Annotated in this window: 11 protein-coding genes; 8 read left to right on the top strand and 3 right to left on the bottom strand. The window is 60.8% G+C overall.

Going from position 1 to position 16777, the window contains the following annotated elements; all coding sequences use genetic code 11:
* The first annotated feature begins 104 nt into the window (after positions 1 to 104).
* Complete coding sequence (locus R5R33_RS06690) at positions 105 to 1562, top strand: coniferyl aldehyde dehydrogenase (RefSeq protein ID WP_318955246.1); 1458 nt, start codon at positions 105 to 107, stop codon at positions 1560 to 1562.
* A 220-nt stretch (positions 1563 to 1782) separates the two neighbouring features.
* Positions 1783 to 4314, top strand: coding sequence for an arylsulfatase (locus R5R33_RS06685; RefSeq protein ID WP_318955245.1), 2532 nt, complete (start codon positions 1783 to 1785; stop codon positions 4312 to 4314).
* A 54-nt stretch (positions 4315 to 4368) separates the two neighbouring features.
* On the opposite strand, the gene R5R33_RS06680 is transcribed toward R5R33_RS06685, so the two are convergent.
* Complete coding sequence (locus R5R33_RS06680; RefSeq protein ID WP_318955244.1) at positions 4369 to 6825, bottom strand: efflux RND transporter permease subunit; 2457 nt, start codon at positions 6823 to 6825, stop codon at positions 4369 to 4371.
* Between the two features lie 14 nt (positions 6826 to 6839).
* On the bottom strand, positions 6840 to 7949 hold the full coding sequence (locus R5R33_RS06675) for a YCF48-related protein (RefSeq protein ID WP_318955243.1): 1110 nt from the start codon (positions 7947 to 7949) through the stop codon (positions 6840 to 6842).
* Positions 7950 to 8222: 273 nt separating this feature from the next.
* Between R5R33_RS06675 and R5R33_RS06670 the strand changes: the two genes are divergently transcribed.
* From R5R33_RS06670 to R5R33_RS06645, 6 genes are all read left to right on the top strand, one after another.
* On the top strand, positions 8223 to 9260 hold the full coding sequence (locus R5R33_RS06670; protein ID WP_318955242.1) for an AraC family transcriptional regulator: 1038 nt from the start codon (positions 8223 to 8225) through the stop codon (positions 9258 to 9260).
* Positions 9261 to 9443: 183 nt separating this feature from the next.
* Positions 9444 to 11300, top strand: coding sequence for a DUF1302 domain-containing protein (locus tag R5R33_RS06665; protein WP_318955241.1), 1857 nt, complete (start codon positions 9444 to 9446; stop codon positions 11298 to 11300).
* A gap of 12 nt (positions 11301 to 11312) precedes the next feature.
* Complete coding sequence (locus R5R33_RS06660) at positions 11313 to 12686, top strand: DUF1329 domain-containing protein (RefSeq protein ID WP_318955240.1); 1374 nt, start codon at positions 11313 to 11315, stop codon at positions 12684 to 12686.
* 168 nt (positions 12687 to 12854) lie between these two features.
* Complete coding sequence (locus tag R5R33_RS06655; protein WP_318955239.1) at positions 12855 to 13301, top strand: MarR family winged helix-turn-helix transcriptional regulator; 447 nt, start codon at positions 12855 to 12857, stop codon at positions 13299 to 13301.
* The gene (locus R5R33_RS06650) at positions 13298 to 14377 is read left to right on the top strand and encodes an HlyD family secretion protein (RefSeq protein WP_318955238.1); all 1080 of its coding nucleotides are present in this window, start codon (positions 13298 to 13300) and stop codon (positions 14375 to 14377) included. The genes R5R33_RS06655 and R5R33_RS06650 overlap by 4 nt, the downstream gene beginning before the upstream one ends.
* 15 nt (positions 14378 to 14392) lie before the next feature.
* Complete coding sequence (locus R5R33_RS06645; protein WP_318955237.1) at positions 14393 to 15916, top strand: DHA2 family efflux MFS transporter permease subunit; 1524 nt, start codon at positions 14393 to 14395, stop codon at positions 15914 to 15916.
* Positions 15917 to 16098: 182 nt separating this feature from the next.
* Here the strand turns inward: R5R33_RS06645 and R5R33_RS06640 are convergent, their stop codons facing one another.
* On the bottom strand, positions 16099 to 16521 hold the full coding sequence (locus tag R5R33_RS06640; RefSeq protein WP_318955236.1) for a DUF2147 domain-containing protein: 423 nt from the start codon (positions 16519 to 16521) through the stop codon (positions 16099 to 16101).
* Between the last annotated feature and the right edge of the window lie 256 nt (positions 16522 to 16777).

Raw genomic sequence — 16777 nt, 5'->3', positions numbered from 1 at the left:
AGAAGGCACGCGCGGGAAACAGGTTGGCGCGTCGCGCGAATACTTCTCGGACTACCGGGTTTTTCTCCGTGGTAAGTTTTCGATCACCAGAATGGGAAAGATTTATGAATATGCCCCTCCAGTCAATTAATGAGACCAACCCAGCAGAAATGGGTGCGATGCTGCAACAGTTGCTATCGCAACAGCGACAAGCCTATCTGGATGACCCGGTTCCCGAGTATGCACAGCGGGTGGCGGACCTGCGCACACTGTCGCGTATGGTGAGTGACAACCAGGATGCGATCGCGCAGGCGATCAGCGATGACTATGGCAATCGCTCGCGCAATGAGACCCTGTTCTGCGAAGTTTATGTGGTGCTCGACGGTATCAAGGACACCATCAAGAAACTGAAAAAGTGGATGCGGCCGCAGCGGCGCCACGCGGCCATTTCCGCATACCCCAGCTCCCGCAACCGGGTGATTCCGCAGCCGTTGGGTGTCGTCGGCATTATCGTACCGTGGAATTTCCCCGCCAACCTGAGCTTTGCGCCGCTCACCAGCGTGTTCGCCGCCGGCAACCGCGCCATGGTGAAAATGTCGGAAAACTCGCCGCGCCTGACCGCGCTGTTACAGCGGCTCAGCAGCGAATATTTTCCACCGGAAAAATTGTCATTCGTGGCGGATAGTGGCGGCGTCGGCCCTCTGTTCTCCGCACTGAAATTCGACCACCTTATTTTCACCGGCTCCACCCAGACCGGTCGCGCGGTAATGCGCTCCGCCGCGGAAAACCTCACCCCGGTGACGCTGGAACTGGGTGGCAAGTCGCCGGCGATTGTGGCGCCGGACTTCAACCTCGACACCGCTGCCGAGCGCATCCTGTTCTGGAAGCTGCTGAACGCGGGCCAGATCTGTACCACCGTGGACTATCTGTTCCTGCCGGAGGATCGCGTCGAGTCCTTTGTGGACAAGGCGCGCGCACGGGTACGGAAATCTTACCCGGACCTGCAGAGCGAGGATTACACCTCGGTGATCGACGACCGCTCCTACCAGCGCTTGTGGGAAACCCTGGATGACGCGGTTGCCAAGGGCGCAACCGCGATTGACCTTTCCAATGGTCAGGGCCGTCGCGACGACAAGCTGCGCAAGTTCCCGCCGCATATCTTGCTCAACGTGACCGCAGACATGCTGGTGATGCAGCGCGAGATCTTTGGTCCGCTGCTGCCGGTGATGACCTATCGCGACCGCCAGCAGGTGGTGGATCACGTGAATGGCGGCCCGCGCCCTCTGGCGATCTACCCCTTTACCAATGACCGCAGCGTGAGCGACTTCTATATCCAGCACATGATTTCAGGCGGCGTGAGTGTGAACAACGCGGTGCTGCATGTGGCGCAGCACGATATTCCCTTCGGCGGCGTGGGTGAGAGCGGTATGGGGCATTACCACGGCTACGAGGGTTTTATCACCTTCTCCAAGCTTCGCCCGGTGTTCTACCAGGGGCCGCTGGATCCGCTGAAACTGCTGATGCCGCCCTACGGAAAAGCGTCCAAAAAGATCCTCGACATCATGATCCGTCTAGCGCGCTGACCATTGTAGCAGCCTGTTTGCAGGTGAACCGGAAAGGAACTCCGGAACAGTTCGCCTGCAAGCTATTCAGGGCTTGCCGTTCGTCGATTCAACTGCCTTAACTCCGGTGTGTGGGGCGAAGTCTGTGCGCTGTACTAATGTTTATTTGCAGACTTTTCTCTACCGCCGGTAGGTGCAGTTTCTCGCGACCGGTATCGGAAAACATGGCAGGGACGACACCATGGAATACCTCCGCTCTCCGCAGTTCTGGGCAAGGACACTTTTCGCACTCTGGATCGCGCTCGCGGCGGCCTGTGGCGAGAAGACCGATTCCACCCGCACATCGGTAAACGATTCCGCCCAAACAGCACCGGTGGCATCGAGCAAGCCGGTGTCGGACGCTACCGGGGAAAAGGCAGCCGCAGCGGAACAGCAAACCGCGGGGGCGGATGGTTTCAACGGCAGGATCGAACTCGACATCCGTAACTCGACACCGGACTGGACGCCGTTCACACCGAAGCGCGCGCCAAAGGATGCGCCGAATATCCTGTTCATCCTCTATGACGATACCGGCCTCGGCGCCTGGTCGCCCTATGGCGGCCGCATCAATATGCCGACCCTGGACAGCATCGCCGCCGAAGGCCTGACCTACACCCAGTGGCACACCGCCGCGCTGTGCTCTCCCACCCGCTCGACACTGCTCACCGGCCGCAACCACCATCTGAATGGCATGGCCTCAATCACTGAAGGAGCGACAGGCTATCCCGGCTCCAGCGGCCGCTTCCCGCCCCAGGTCACCACCATTGCCGAAGTGCTGCGCGACAACGGCTACAGCACCTTCTGGTTGGGCAAGAACCACAATGTGCCGGAGACGGACGTGGCGCCGGGTGCGAGCCGCAGACAGTGGCCGACGCAGATGGGCTTTGACCGTTTCTACGGCTTTATCGGCGGCGAGACCAACAACTGGTACCCGGATCTGGTGGAGGACAACCACTTTATCGAGCAGCCTTACGGGCCGGAAGAAGGCTATCACCTGTCGAAGGATCTGGCCGATCAGGCAATCCAGATGTTGCGCAACCAGAATGCCACCAACCCGTCCAAGCCCTGGTACCTGTGGTTCAACCCGGGCGCGAACCACGCCCCGCACCATGTGGCGAAGGAGTGGGCCGACAAGTACAAGGGCAAGTTCGACGACGGCTATGACGAGTACCGCAAGTGGGTCACCGCGCGCATGATCGAGAAAGGTGTCGTGCCGGAGGGCACGGTCAACACCGCGCTCAACCCGATCCCCGAGGAGATGGCCTACCCGGGGGATTACGTGCCCGCGTGGGATTCTCTGAGTGACGACGAGAAGCGCCTGTTCGCGCGCATGGCGGAAGTCTACGCCGGCTTTTCCGAGTACACGGACGTACAGATTGGGCGCATCGTCGATTACCTGAAACAAACCGGCCAGTACGAAAACACCATCATCATTTACGCCGCCGACAACGGCGCCTCCGGCGAAGGCTCGCCCAACGGCTCGGTCAACGAAAACAAATTCTTCAACGGATATCCGGACGATCTCGCCGAGAACCTGAAATACCTCGACGTCCTCGGCGGCCCGGAAACCTACAACCACTATCCCACCGGCTGGGCGGCGGCGTTCTCGGCGCCGTTCAAGATGTTCAAGCGCTATTCGCAGTACGCAGGCGGCACCAACGATCCGCTGATTATCTCCTGGCCGAAGGGCATCAAGGCCAAAGGCGAACTGCGCCACCAGTACCACCACTCGGTGGATATAGTGCCGACGCTGCTCGAGATCATCGGTGCGGAAATGCCCGAAACCAATCACGGTGTGAAGCAGTATCCGCTGTCCGGTGTCTCCATGGTCTACACCTTTGACGCGGCGCCGGACGCGCCGACGCAGAAGAAGGTCCAGTACTACACGATGCTCGGCACCCGCGGCATCTGGAAGGACGGCTGGAAGGCGGCGGCGGTGCATGCGCCGCTAACCGGTAAGGGTAATTTCGACAAGGACGGCTGGGAGCTTTACAACCTGGCAGAGGACCGCTCCGAATCGAAAAACCTGGCGAAGGAAAATCCGGAAAAACTCAAGGAGCTGCAGGACGCCTGGTTCGCCGAGGCGAAGAAAAACAATGTGTTGCCACTCGACGACCGCAGCGCCGCGGAATTGCTGACCGTCGAGCGGCCCAGCGAGGAGCCGCCGCGGGATACTTATATTTATTACCCGGACGCGGCCTGTATTCCGGAGAGTGTCGCGGTCAATGTGCGCGGCCGCTCCTACAAGATTCTCGGCAACGTCGAGATTGAGAAGCCGGATGCGTCTGGTGTGATCTTCGCCCACGGTTCGCGCTTCGGCGGCCACTCGCTGTTCCTCAAGGACAGCAAGCTCTACTACGTGTACAACTTCCTCGGCATTGAGCCGGAGCAGGTATTCACGTCCGACGTCAAACTGAAACCCGGCAAGTACACCTTCGGCATGGAGTTTGAAAAGACCGGTCAGGGCGACAAGGGCGAGACGCTGGGCAAAACGACATTGTATATCGACGACAAGGCCGTCGCCTCCGGCGAGATGCGCACCCAGCCGGCCAAGTTCACCCTGTCCGGCGACGGCCTGTGTATTGGCTACGACAGCGGTGATGCGGTCAGCAGGCTGTACAAGACCCCCGGCAAATTCGAGGGCGGTGAGATCCAGGCCGTCGGCGTAACGGTCAAGGGCGAACCCTACAAAGATCTTGAGGCCGAAGCGAAACGTCTGATGTACCAGCAGTAACCGGCGCACGTAAAAAAAAGGGCGGCTTCAAGCCGCCCTTTGTTTATCCGCGCATCATGCCGGTTCGGTTTCCGCCTTCTTGGCGGCAACCGGAGACTGGACGGCTGCGTCGATGCGCTGATCGGCCGGTGCCGATGCGCTGTTATCCACAGCCGGCTTGGCCGCTAGGTTGTCGATACGCAGCAGCCAGGCGATGGCCGGTACCAGTACCAGGGCACCGAGCATGTTCCACAGGAACATGAAGGTCAGCAGCAGGCCCATATCCGCCTGGAACTTGATCGGCGAGAAGGCCCAGGTGGCAACACCAATGGCCAGGGTCACGCCGGTAAACGCGACCGCCTTGCCGGTCTGGTGCAGGGTGTAGGCGTAGGACTCGATCAGGTTCTTACCGTCCGCCAGCGCCTCGCGCACCTTGGTGAAAATGTAGATGCCGTAGTCCACACCGATGCCGACGCCGAGGGCGATCACCGGCAGGGTGGCTACCTTCACGCCGATGCCCATCAGCGCCATCAGCGCCTGGCCGAGCAGTGAGGTGAGCATCAGCGGCAGTACCACCGCGAGCACGATGCGCGGCGAGCGGAAGGTCAACAGACACAGGGCGATGACCACGCCGTAAACCCAGATCAGCATCTTGATCTGCGCCTGCTGAATCACGTCGTTGGTGGCCGCTTCGATGCCGGCGTTACCCGCGGCCAGCAGGAATTCCACTGAATCCGGGGCGCGCTCGGCGTTGAACTCGCGCATCGCCGCCACCACACGATCCAGGGTTTCCGCCTTGTGGTCGTTGAGGAACACCAGTACCGGCGCCATGGTGCACTCGGCGTTGATCAGGCCCTCCGGCGCCTTGGCGACCGAGGCGTTGGTGATGAACTGGTTGCGGTTGAGGCCGTACCATTTCAGCGAGCCCTCGTTCATGCCGAAGTTGCCGAACTTGGACACGTCCGCCACCGAGGAAACTTTCTGCACGCCCGGCACATTGCTCAGATGGGCAGCCAGCTGATCCATCCACACCAGGTTGCCATAGGCAACGCACTGTTCCGCTTCGGTCTGCGCCATCACCACAAACACGTCGGTGCTGGTGCTGTAGTTTTCCACCAGATAGGCGTTGTCGCGGTTGTAGCGGGAGTCCGGGCGCAGTTCCGGGGCACCGGCGTCGAGGTCGCCGATTTTCATGAACTGGGAGTAATAGGCACCGGCGCCGCACAGTACCAGTGCGATAGCCAGTACCGCCTTGGCCTGGGCCGGACGCGCGAAGCGGGCGAACAGGCGCTCCACCAGTGACGCCTTGTCCTGGTTGGCGCGGGCATAGGCCAGGCCGCCCTTGGACACGCCCACGTAGCTGGCAATGATTGGCAGTGCCACCAGGTTAGTGACGATAATCACCGCTACCCCGATACTCGCGGCGATCGCCAGCTCGCGGATGACGCCGATGTCGATAACCATCAACGTGGTGAAACCGATGGCGTCACTCACGAGCGCGGTGATGCCGGCCAGGTACAGGGAGCGGAACGCGAGACGCGCCGCGGTAATCTTGTCGGCGCCCTTCACGGTGTTGTGTAGCACCGCGCTGATAATCTGCACCCCGTGGCTGACGCCAATGGCGAACACTAGGAACGGCACCAGCATGGAGTAGGGGTTGATGCCGTAGCCCAGCAGGTTGAGCACGCCGAGCTGGCAGAACACCGCAAAAATGGAGCAGGCGAGCACGGCAAAGGTGCTGCGCAGGCAGCGGGAATAGAGCCACAGCAGGGCGAAGGTAATGGCTACCGCCAGCACGAAGAACAGCACTACCTGCACGGCGCCATCGATCAGGTCGCCGATGACCTTGGCAAAGCCGACAATGCGGATCTGCACATTGTCACTGGCGTATTTGTCACGCACATTCTGCTCAAGGAAATCCGACAGCTCGCGGTAGTCCAGCGGCTGTCCGGTTTCCGGGTTCACATCCTGCAGCGGGGCGAGAATGATCGCGGACTGGAAGTCGTTGCCTACCAGCACGCCCACCTGGCCGGACTTGAACACGTTGGCTTTCAGGCGCGCGATCATCGCGTCGCTGCCGTCGTAGCCGTTGGGAATCACGGCGCCGCCGACAAACCCTTCCTCGGTAACTTCCTGCCAGCGCACATTCGGCGTCCACAGGGACTTCATGCCGTCGCGGCTGACGCCGGGAACATAGAACACCTCGTCGGTGACCTGCTTCAGCACCTCCTGGAATTCCGGGGTGAAGATGTCACCTTCCTTGCTCTCCACCACGATACGCACCACGTTGCCGAGGTCCGCGAGTTCCTGGCGGTAGTCCATGTAGTTGTTGATGAACTCGTGGTTGCCGGGAATCATCTTGGTGAAGCTGGCTTCGGGGCGCACCTGCAGTCCCTGCCAGGTGAGCACCATCAGCAGGGCAGCGAGCACGGCCAGTACGGCGGCACGGTGGCCGAACACCAGCGATTCGAAAAAGGCCTCGGTCCGCGACCCGGATGCGGCGGACTGCGGTTTTGGGGTTGGATTGTTCATGACTTGCCGCTACCTCAGTTCATCTTCCACGCGGTGACGCCGAATTGGCCCGCCAGAATCAGTTGTTCTCCCTGCACTGCGACCGCCGAGAAGGCGGCGCCGGAGGGGTGTTTGCGCACGGTTACGGCGTCCGGCTGTGCAACCGGGAAGCTGGCGACGATACCGCCGTGTCCCACCAGTACCACGCGGCCCTGGGCGTCGATGGTGCCACCGAGCAGGCTGGCACCGGCGTCGATCTTCTGGTGCTGCCAGTTTTCGCCGCCGTCACGGGAAATAAGCACGTGTCCCTGCAGACCAAAGGCCACAAGGTTTGCGGAGCCGGGCTGGGCGATGATGCCGAACAGGCTGCCGTCGTAGGGCAGGTCCATGGCCTGCCAGCTGTCGCCGTTGTCGCGGGAGACAAAACCGAGGCCGCTTTCTCCGACCACATACAGGCTGCCGTCATCGCTGCGGCTGAGCGCGTTCAGGTGGAAGCGATCGGGATTGTCGAGGCTGGCGCTCTGCAGTTCCCAGTGCTTGCCGCCGTCGTCACTGCGCAGCAGCGTGCCGTAGGCGCCGCAGGCAAACAGCCGCTCACCGGCGGCGGCGACAATGCTCAACAGGGGCTTGTTGGGGCCGGACTCCAGTTCAGCCTGAGTGTCTTCCAGGTTGAATCCGGTCTCCTCCAGCTGGAATTCCAGCTCCTCCATATCGGCATCTTGCGCGGGATTGTCCACGGCTTCCTGGAGCTCTGCCTGGCGGCGCTCGAGGGCGGCGATCTGCAGGCGGGTGAGGTCGTATCCGTCAAAGGCCTTGTGCCACTCGCCGCTCGCCTCGCGGCGCAGGATGGCGGCGTCGTGGCCGACCGCTACGGCGCTGCCATCGGCAAGGGTGGCGATGGCGGTGAGGCCGACACTCACCGGTGTCTGCAGTTGCTGCCACTGGCCATCCGGCTGCCACTGCAGCAACAGGCCGCGCTCGCCGGTAAGCAGGTAGCCACCGGCATGTGGAGACAGATTGGTGATGACATTGCGGGTGGCGTGGGCGCTCTGTGGCGCTGGCGTCTGCAGCAATTCGACGTTAGCGCTGGCAGCCAGCACATGGGATGCCACCAGGGTCGACAACAGGATTCGGGAAAGTCTCATAGGTCGCGTAACTGGTTATTATTCGGTCGCCTGATTATCTGGCAGCTGTTAAAGTGTCCGATATGTCATTCGCGCCAATTTGTTATCCCGTCCCGCATCCAGACACCCCGTCATTGGCGACCCATGATGGCGTTTTGGTCGAAATCCCCCGTCAGACCCGCGGAAATTGGTAGATTGCGCGCTTCATTCCGGCGAGTAAGGTCAAGTCTGGTGCGGGCTCCGTTGTTAATCTCTTGCGGTGGTGACGGTTTGTCACTGAGGTAGGTACGCAAAGTGAATATCGAACATGCGGTCATGGGGGGCTGGCTGATCCCGTTTGTGCGGATCATGCAGTCCTACAGTATCGATATCCAGGCCGCATTGGCGGCCTGCGACATTGATCTGGAAGAAGTGGGTAACCCCGATTCCCGGGTGACCCTGTCCAAACTCGTCAAGCTGCTCAGCTATGCCAGTGCACTGGCGCCTGAAGACGACCTGCGGGTGCGTCTGGCGGAAAATTTTCATCCCGGGGTTCTGCATGTGCTGGGCTACGCGATGATGTCGGCGCCGACCCTGCACGACAGTCTTCAGTATGTGGTGCGCTATCGCCGCATCGTGTCCAGCCTTTGCAACGTGCGCCTGCAGGAGGTTCCCAGCGGGTTCGAGTTCAGCATCCGCCCTGTGCGTGCAGAGCAGCGAGTGGTGCCGGGGTTGGGGCTGCGCGAGGCGGAAGTGCTGCTCGCGTCACTGGTCAAATTCGCCCGGGATCTGGTGGAGCGCGAGCTGAAACCGCTGTGCGTCTTTCTCGAGGCCGAAGGGCCGGAGCAGGGAAACGATCGCCTGCATACCTTTTTCGGTTGTGAAATCAAATACGGTCACGCCTACAACGCGGTGGTCTTCAGCCGCGAAAATGCCACCCGCAAACTGCTTACCCACAACAGCCTGGTGGCGCGCAATCACGAGACGATGCTGGATGAGTATCTCGCCCGCGTCGACAGAAGCGACCTGGTGAACCTGATACGCTGCAAGATCTACGATTGCCTCCCGGGCAGTACGCCGGCGCAGGCGCAAGTGGCGGATATGCTGGGGATGAGCCTGCGTAACCTGCAGCGCAGGCTGAGCGAGCAGGGCACCAGCTACAAGGACATTCTCGAGCAGACGCGCAAGCGGCTGGCGATTAAATATATCGATGAGGCGCACCTGTCGCTGGGAGAAATTGGCTACCTGGTGGGGTTTGCCTCTGTGACCAATTTTAACCGCGCGTTCAAGCGCTGGACCGGAGTTACCCCCGGCGAATACCGGGATGGGCAGGCCGCACGTCAGATTAACTGAGCCAGCGTCACTTTGACCCGGTCGGGGCAGTGCACGGAGCTTGTGCTGCCCTTATCCATTCTCACACCCAGAATCCCTTTCGGCGCGAGCGGATAAGAGGTTGGCGCGCTGCGCCAATGGAACGGGATCGACCTGTTGCGCGCCCCATGGCAATTTCTCCCCAGCAAGAATGGGAGAATACCAATGCAGATAAAAATAAAGTTACCCGGTTTCAGTCGCGCTTTGCTTGCCGCAGCCATTGGCTCGGCACTGGTACCTGCGCAGGCGGCCGAGTTTTACTTTGGCGAGAATGAAGACATTTCCGTGCGCGTTACGTCGCAGCTGGACGTGGGTGCGAGCTGGCGTCTGAACGATGCGGACTCCGATTTCATCTCATTCCAGAACGGCGGCAGCGGATTCACGCCTACCACCGATGACGGCAACCTCAACTTCGCCGGCGGTGAGACCTTCTCCAAAATCATCAAGGGTGTGCACGACCTCGAACTGTCCAAGGACAATTTCGGCGTGTTCATGCGCGTCAAATACTGGTACGACAAAGAGCTGGAGGACGAGAACCGTCCCCACGGCAACAACGCCAACGACTACATGCCGGGTACCCCGCTGTCGGACGAGGGCTTCTCTGACTTCGCCAAGTTCTCCGGTGCCACACTGCTGGACGCCTACACCTACCTGGATACCGAAGTCGCGGAAATGCCACTGAGCCTGCGCGTTGGTCGTCAGGTATTGAGTTGGGGTGAAAGTACCTTTATCCAGGGCGGCATCAACTCCACCAACCCGTTTGACGTGAGCGCATTCCGCCGTCCGGGCGCGGAGCTCAAGGAAGGCCTGTTGCCGGTGGGCATGGGCTACTTCAACGCCGGCGTTACCGAAAACCTGAGCGTCGAGGGCTTCTACCAGTACGAGTGGGAAAAAACCCAGATTGAAGGGTGTGGTACCTATTTCTCCTCCGCGGACTTCGCCGCCGACGGCTGTAACCGCGTGACCATCAGCGTACCGGACCAGACGGCGGTAGCGATGGGGCTGTTCGCCGATCGCCAGCCCGACCTGGAAGCGAAAGATGGCGGCCAGTATGGTTTCGCTGCGCGCTACTACGCCGCCGCGCTGAACGACACCGAGTTCGGCGTCTACTTCATGAATATCCACTCGCGCATGCCGATGATCAATGCCGTGCGCACCATGGTTCCGGTAACCGGCGCGACCAATGAGGACGGCAGTCCCCTGATCTTTGTGCCCGAGGCGCTGGATCCGACCGGCGGCGTGTTGTCCGCGTTGAACCCGGCCTATGTGATCAGCTTCCCGGAAGACCTGAAGCTCTACGGCCTGAGTTTCTCCACCAATGTGGCCGGCGTGGCCCTGTCCGGTGAGGTTTCCTACAAGCCGGATACCCCGGTACAGATCAACGGTGCAGAACTTCTCAACGGCGCGCTGTCGGAAAGCCCGATCTTCGCCTTTACCAGCCGCGTCAACGAAGTCGGCTACGGCGAGGTGGTGCAGGGTTACGACACCTTTGACCAGACCCAGGTACAGGTCACCGCGATCAAGTTCTTCGAGCGTGTACTGGGTGCGTCGCGCCTGTCCCTGATCGGCGAAGTGGGTGTTTCCATGCTCGACGGGGTGGAAGACTCGGATCAGCGCTACGGCCGCAACACCGTGTTCGGCCTCGGCGACTTCGATCTGGGCAACGGAATCAACTGTACCAACCTGGTGGCGGCGGGTCAGATCGCCGGCGACTGTCGTGCCGATGGCTTCGTCACCGATACCGCCTGGGGCTACCGCGCGCGCGCAGCACTGGAGTACCCGGATGTGTTCGCCGGTGTCTCCCTGAACCCGACCCTGGCCTGGTCCCACGATGTGTCCGGTTACTCTGCGGAGCCCGGCCAGCAGTTCAACGAGGGCGCCAAGTCTCTCGGCCTGGCGGTCGAGGCGGTCTACAAAATGAAATACAGCGCCACCTTCGGCTACACCGCGTTTGACGGCGGCAGCCACAACACTCTGCAAGACAAGGACTTCGTCTCCTTGAGCTTCAAACTCTCCTACTAAGAGGTAGCGGACATGAAAAAGACCATGCACAAAAAAATGACCGTGGCAGCGACGCTGCTGGTGTCACTGATGGCCGGCAGCGCCTTCGCCAAAGTCTCTGAGCAGGAAGCGGCAAAACTGGGCGATTCCCTGACCCCGCTGGGTGCGGTCAAGGCAGGGAACGCGGAAGGCACCATTCCGGCGTGGACCGGCGGCCTGGTGAGCGGTGGTGAAGTGAAAAGCGGTGACGCAGGTCGCCCGGTGAACCCCTTCCCGAACGACAAGCCGCTGTTCGAAATCACCAATGCCAACCTGGCGCAGTATAAGGACAAGCTGAGCCCGGGTCAGCTCGCCCTGTTCAAGAAGTACCCCGACTACCGCATGCCGGTGTACCAGAGTCGCCGCACCGCCGCTTACCCGGAAAATCTGTACGACGTGGTGAAGGCAAACGCGGTCAACGCTGAGCTGGTTTCCGGCGGCAACGGTATCACCAACTTCGACACCGTGATTCCGTTCCCGATGCCGCAGAGCGCGCTGGAAGTGGTGTGGAACCACATTACCCGTTACCGCGGCGGCGCCGCGGTGCGCAACACCACCGCTATTCCGGTGCAGACCGATGGCTCCTTCGTACCGGTGAAGTTCACCGACCAGCTGGTATGGCCGGAATTCCTGGCGGATGGCCGCAGCGCTGACGGCGACAGCAACGTACTCTTCTACTACCTGCAGCAGATCACCGCGCCCGCACGTCTGACCGGTACCGCACTGCTGGTACACGAAACCCTGGATCAGGTGAAGGAAGCCCGCCGCGCCTGGGTGTACAACTCCGGCCAGCGCCGCGTGCGCCGCGCACCGAACGTGGCCTACGACGGCCCGGCGGAGGGTACTGACGGCCTGCGCACCGCGGACAACCTGGACATGTACAACGGTGCCCCGGACAAGTACGAGTGGAAACTGATCGGCAAGCAAGAGATGTACGTGCCGTACAACAGCTACCAGCTGCTGGATACCTCGGTGAAATACGACGAACTGGTGGAAGCCGGTCACCTGAACCCGGAGTACCTGCGCTACGAACTGCACCGCGTGTGGGTGGTGGAAGCGACCCTGAAAGAAGGTGAGCGCCACATTTACGCCAAGCGCACCATGTACATCGACGAAGACACCTGGGGTGCCTCCGTGATTGACCACTACGACGGCCGCGGTAACCTGTGGCGTGTGGGTGAGGGCCACCAGGTCATGTTCTACGACGTGGACACCCCCTGGATGTCTGCAGAAGCCCTGCACGACCTGGATTCCGGCCGCTACCTGGTGACCGGCCTCGCCAACGAGGAACCGAAGTTCATGGAGTGGGGCAAAAAAGCCAACCGCACCGACTTCTCCTCTGCTGCGCTGCGCCGCATCGGTCGCTGATCCGACAATCTCATCTCCTTTTCTTGGGGGCCGGCATTGCCGGCCCTTTTTTATTTCCCGGTTCTGTTTTTCCGCGGCCAGGTGTCAGGCACAGGGCAGACGGCTTGCCAAATTGATAAGCATGCTTACAATAAGCGCCCTCAAGAAGCGTGACATAACAGTAATTCCGTGAATAAAACCGACACCGCATCGCAGCTGGGGTTCGAGCTACACACCGCCGCACGCCTGCTGAAGCGCAATTTCGACCGCCGCGCCAAGTCCCACGGCCTCACCCGCGCCCGCTGGCAGGTGCTCTGGATCCTGAACAAGGATCAGGGCATGAAACAGGCGGCGTTGGCCGAGCGCATGGACGTGGCGCCGATTACCTTGACCCGCCAAATCGATCTGCTGGAAGCGGAGGGCCTGGTCGAGCGCAGGCCCGACCCCCAGGACCGCCGTTGTTTTCGTATTTTTCTTACCGCTGCCGCGGCACCTGTGCTGGACAACCTGCAGGGGCTCGCCGGGGAAACCCGCACCCAGGCGCTGGCCGGGATAAGCGCGGACGAGCAGCAACAACTGATGCATTTACTGAGTCGGGTGCGTGAAAACCTGAGCCGAGAGGAGACTGTGGAGTGACTGAGGTGGTAAATCAGGAAGTAAAGAAATCCAAATCACGCCCGTTGGTTTTCGGGCTGGGTCTCGCGGTGGCAGGTGCGGTTGCCGCCTGGTGTATCTGGGGTGGCGGCAGCAGCGTGCACACCGATAACGCCTATGTGAAGGCGGACAAACTGTCCCTCGCCCTGGAGGTGAGCGGTATCGTCGCCGAGGTACCGATCAAGGCCAACCAGCACGTTAACAAGGGCGACCTGCTGGTACAGCTGGACGACACCACTTTCCGCCTGGCGGTGGCAGAAGCCGAAGCCAATCTGGCAATGGTCAAGAATCAGGTGCACGCGCGCCAGGCGGATTACGCCGAAGCGGATGCGGAGCTGCAGCAGGCGCAGACCGATGCGGAGTTCTACCGCCGCCAGCTGGATCGCAATGAAAAGCTCGGCAAAGTGGCGCTGTCGGAGTCTCAGCTGGACGAATCCCGCCAGAAGCTCGAGCAGGCCCGCGCAAAAATTGCCATCAACTCGGAGAAACTCGCCAGTCTGCGCGCGGAGCTGGGCGGTAACTCCCAGGTGCCGCTGGAACAGCAGGCCGATGTGATGGTTGCCCAGGCGCAGCTCGACAAGGCCCGCTATCAGCTGTCGCGCACCCGTATCGTCGCGCCGGTTTCCGGGGTCATCGCCAACGAAGCACCGCAGGTGGGTGAACTGGCGGCCATGGGCCTGTCCGTAGTGACGCTGCTCGCCACCGATGAAATGTGGATCGAGGCCAACCTCAAGGAAACCCAGCTGGAGCATGTGCACGCGGGGCAGCAGGCGGAGGTCACCGTGGATGCCTATCCCGGGGTTAAATTCCAGGCTCTGGTAGAGAGCCTGAGCGGCGCCGCCGGCAGTGAATTCGCGTTGATTCCCGCACAGAATGCCAGCGGCAACTGGGTGAAAGTGGTGCAGCGGGTACCGGTGCGCCTGCGCCTGCTGCCCGCTGAGGACGCTCCGGTACTGCGCGCCGGTATGAGTGCGGAGGTTGAGATCGATACCTCCGAAGACAAGAAACTGGTTTCCGCCCGCGCCGCCAATGGCGGTGACAGTCGCGTCACAATGTAACCGGGCGCTACCAACATGAGTCAGATGGCAAAGCCCGGCGCCCTCGCTGCGCCGGGAGCGCAGGCGAAGGCGTCCGGTGGCAGCGAGCTGCTGGTTGCACTCAGCGTGATGCTGGCCACCATCATCCAGGTACTCGATACCACCATCGCCAATGTGGCCCTGCCGCACATGCAGGGCAGCCTCGGTGCCAGCAGCGACCAGATCACCTGGGTGCTCACGTCCTATATCGTCGCCGCCGCCATCATGACTGCGCCGGTGGGTTTTCTCGCCCAGCGGTTCGGTCGTCGCCGGCTGTTCCTGTGGTCGGTGGGCGGCTTCACCGTCACCTCCATGCTCTGCGGCCAGGCCGGCAGCCTGAATGAAATGATCCTGTGGCGCGTGTTGCAGGGCGTGTTCGGCGCATCGCTGGTGCCGCTGTCCCAGGCCACGTTGCTCGACACCTATCCCAAGGAAAAGCACGCCTCGGCCATGGGCATCTGGGGTGTCGGCGTGATGATCGGCCCGATCCTCGGGCCAACCCTCGGTGGCTGGCTGACCGAGTACTACTCCTGGCGCTGGGTGTTCTACATCAACCTGCCATTCGGCATCCTCTCCATGCTCGGGATCTACTTCTACGTACCCGAGACCGAAACCCGCAAGTTGCGTTTCGATGCCTTCGGCTTCGCCATGCTGGCGCTGGCGGTAGGTGCACTGCAGATGCTGCTGGACCGCGGCGAGCAGGTGGAGTGGTTCGAGGCACTGGAAATCCAGCTCTATGCCATCGCTGCGGCCCTGGGCCTGTACCTGTTTGTGGTGCACTCGCGCACCACCAGCAACCCGTTCCTGTCTCCAGAGCTGTTCCATGACAAGAACTACGCGTCCGGCGTGGTGTTCATCTTTGTGGTGGGTATCACCCTGCTTGCGACCATGGCCCTGTTGCCGTCGTTCCTGCAGCAGTGGAAGGGCTATCCGGTGGTGACCACCGGACTGATCCTGATGCCACGTGGCATCGGCACCATGATCTCCATGATGCTGGTGAGCAAGCTGATGAAGCGCTTCGACGCGCGGGCACTGATCCTGCTGGGGATGGGACTGATCTCTCTATCCCTGTGGGACATGACCGGCTTCAACCTGCAAGTGAGCCAACGCGACCTGGTCGTGAGCGGCATCGTGCAGGGGTTGGGGCTCGGGTTGGTGTTCGTACCGATTTCCACCCTGGCCTACGCCACCCTAGAGCCGCGCCTGCGCGGCGAAGCCACCGCGCTGTTCAGCCTGTCGCGCAACCTCGGTAGCAGTATCGGTGTCTCCATTGTGATGGCGGCGCTGACTCGCAATCTGTGGATAAACCAGCAACAGCTGGGGGAGCGGGTACAGATGCCGCCGGGAATGAACTTGCCGTCGCCAGATCAGCTCGCGGCGCTGCCGGCGGAGCTGATGACCGTCATTACCCAGCAGGCGGCAGAGATCGCGTATGTGAACGATTTCCAGATGCTGATGTGGATCAATATCGCGGCGATGCCGCTGGTGCTGTTGCTTTCTAATCCGGACAGAAAGAGCTAGCAAACATCGTAATTGAGCAAGTGCGCAGAACCCTGAATCGAAGGGCTGGGGCAGGGGCTTGGGGTTTCGGAAGCGTCGGCGACAGTGACGTCACCGACGCAGCGTACAGGGATGTATTCACCGCGGTTCCGAAATCCCAAGCCCCTGTTCCAGACCGCCAATAATTCCGAGAAAAACTTGAGTTAGTTCGCCGGATACCACGTCTGGGTGCGGTAGAAGAATCCTAGGTACCCCCGCACCATCAGGTTGCCACCTTCCTCCCAAATCTTGCAGTCGTATACCTTGCCCTTTACCGGGTCCAGAATCTGGCCACCTTCGTACACATCACCGGTCTTCACCATATTGGTGATGATATCCATGCCGACGAGCTTCTGACCTTTCTTGTCACCGGGGCAGGCATCGCACACGGTGTCGTCCGGCTTCATCAGCAGATCCACAATGCGGCCGTAATATTTGCCGCCCTTCTCATAGATCTCCACGATCGACTTGGCCTGCCCGGTTTCATCGTCGATGGTTTTCCAGCGCCCCACCACATCGGCAAAGGCGAGTTGGGTAAAGAGCAGGCTGGCCAGTGTGAGCAGGAGAGTTCTGGTAAGGGTCGTCATGGCTGTATCCATCGCTGAAATTGAGAAGTGACCATGCTGCAAGTGAAGGTCAACTTCTGTTTCGTAGTTCCAAGTTGAGTGTAGCTGCTGGTTAAGGGCGCGCATGCCAACACCCTCGCGGCCGAAAGCAACACATGTAAAACGCCCTTAATTCGTTTTGCTAATTTTTACCTGTCGTTGAATTTTTCATGGTGCTGTCTTTTATATGCCATCAAGTTGTCAGATGACGTAATTAATCTCCCGCCCCATAAATACA

Source organism: Microbulbifer pacificus, assembly GCF_033723955.1.
GTDB lineage: Bacteria > Pseudomonadota > Gammaproteobacteria > Pseudomonadales > Cellvibrionaceae > Microbulbifer > Microbulbifer pacificus.
This window is presented reverse-complemented; position numbering and strand designations above follow the sequence as displayed.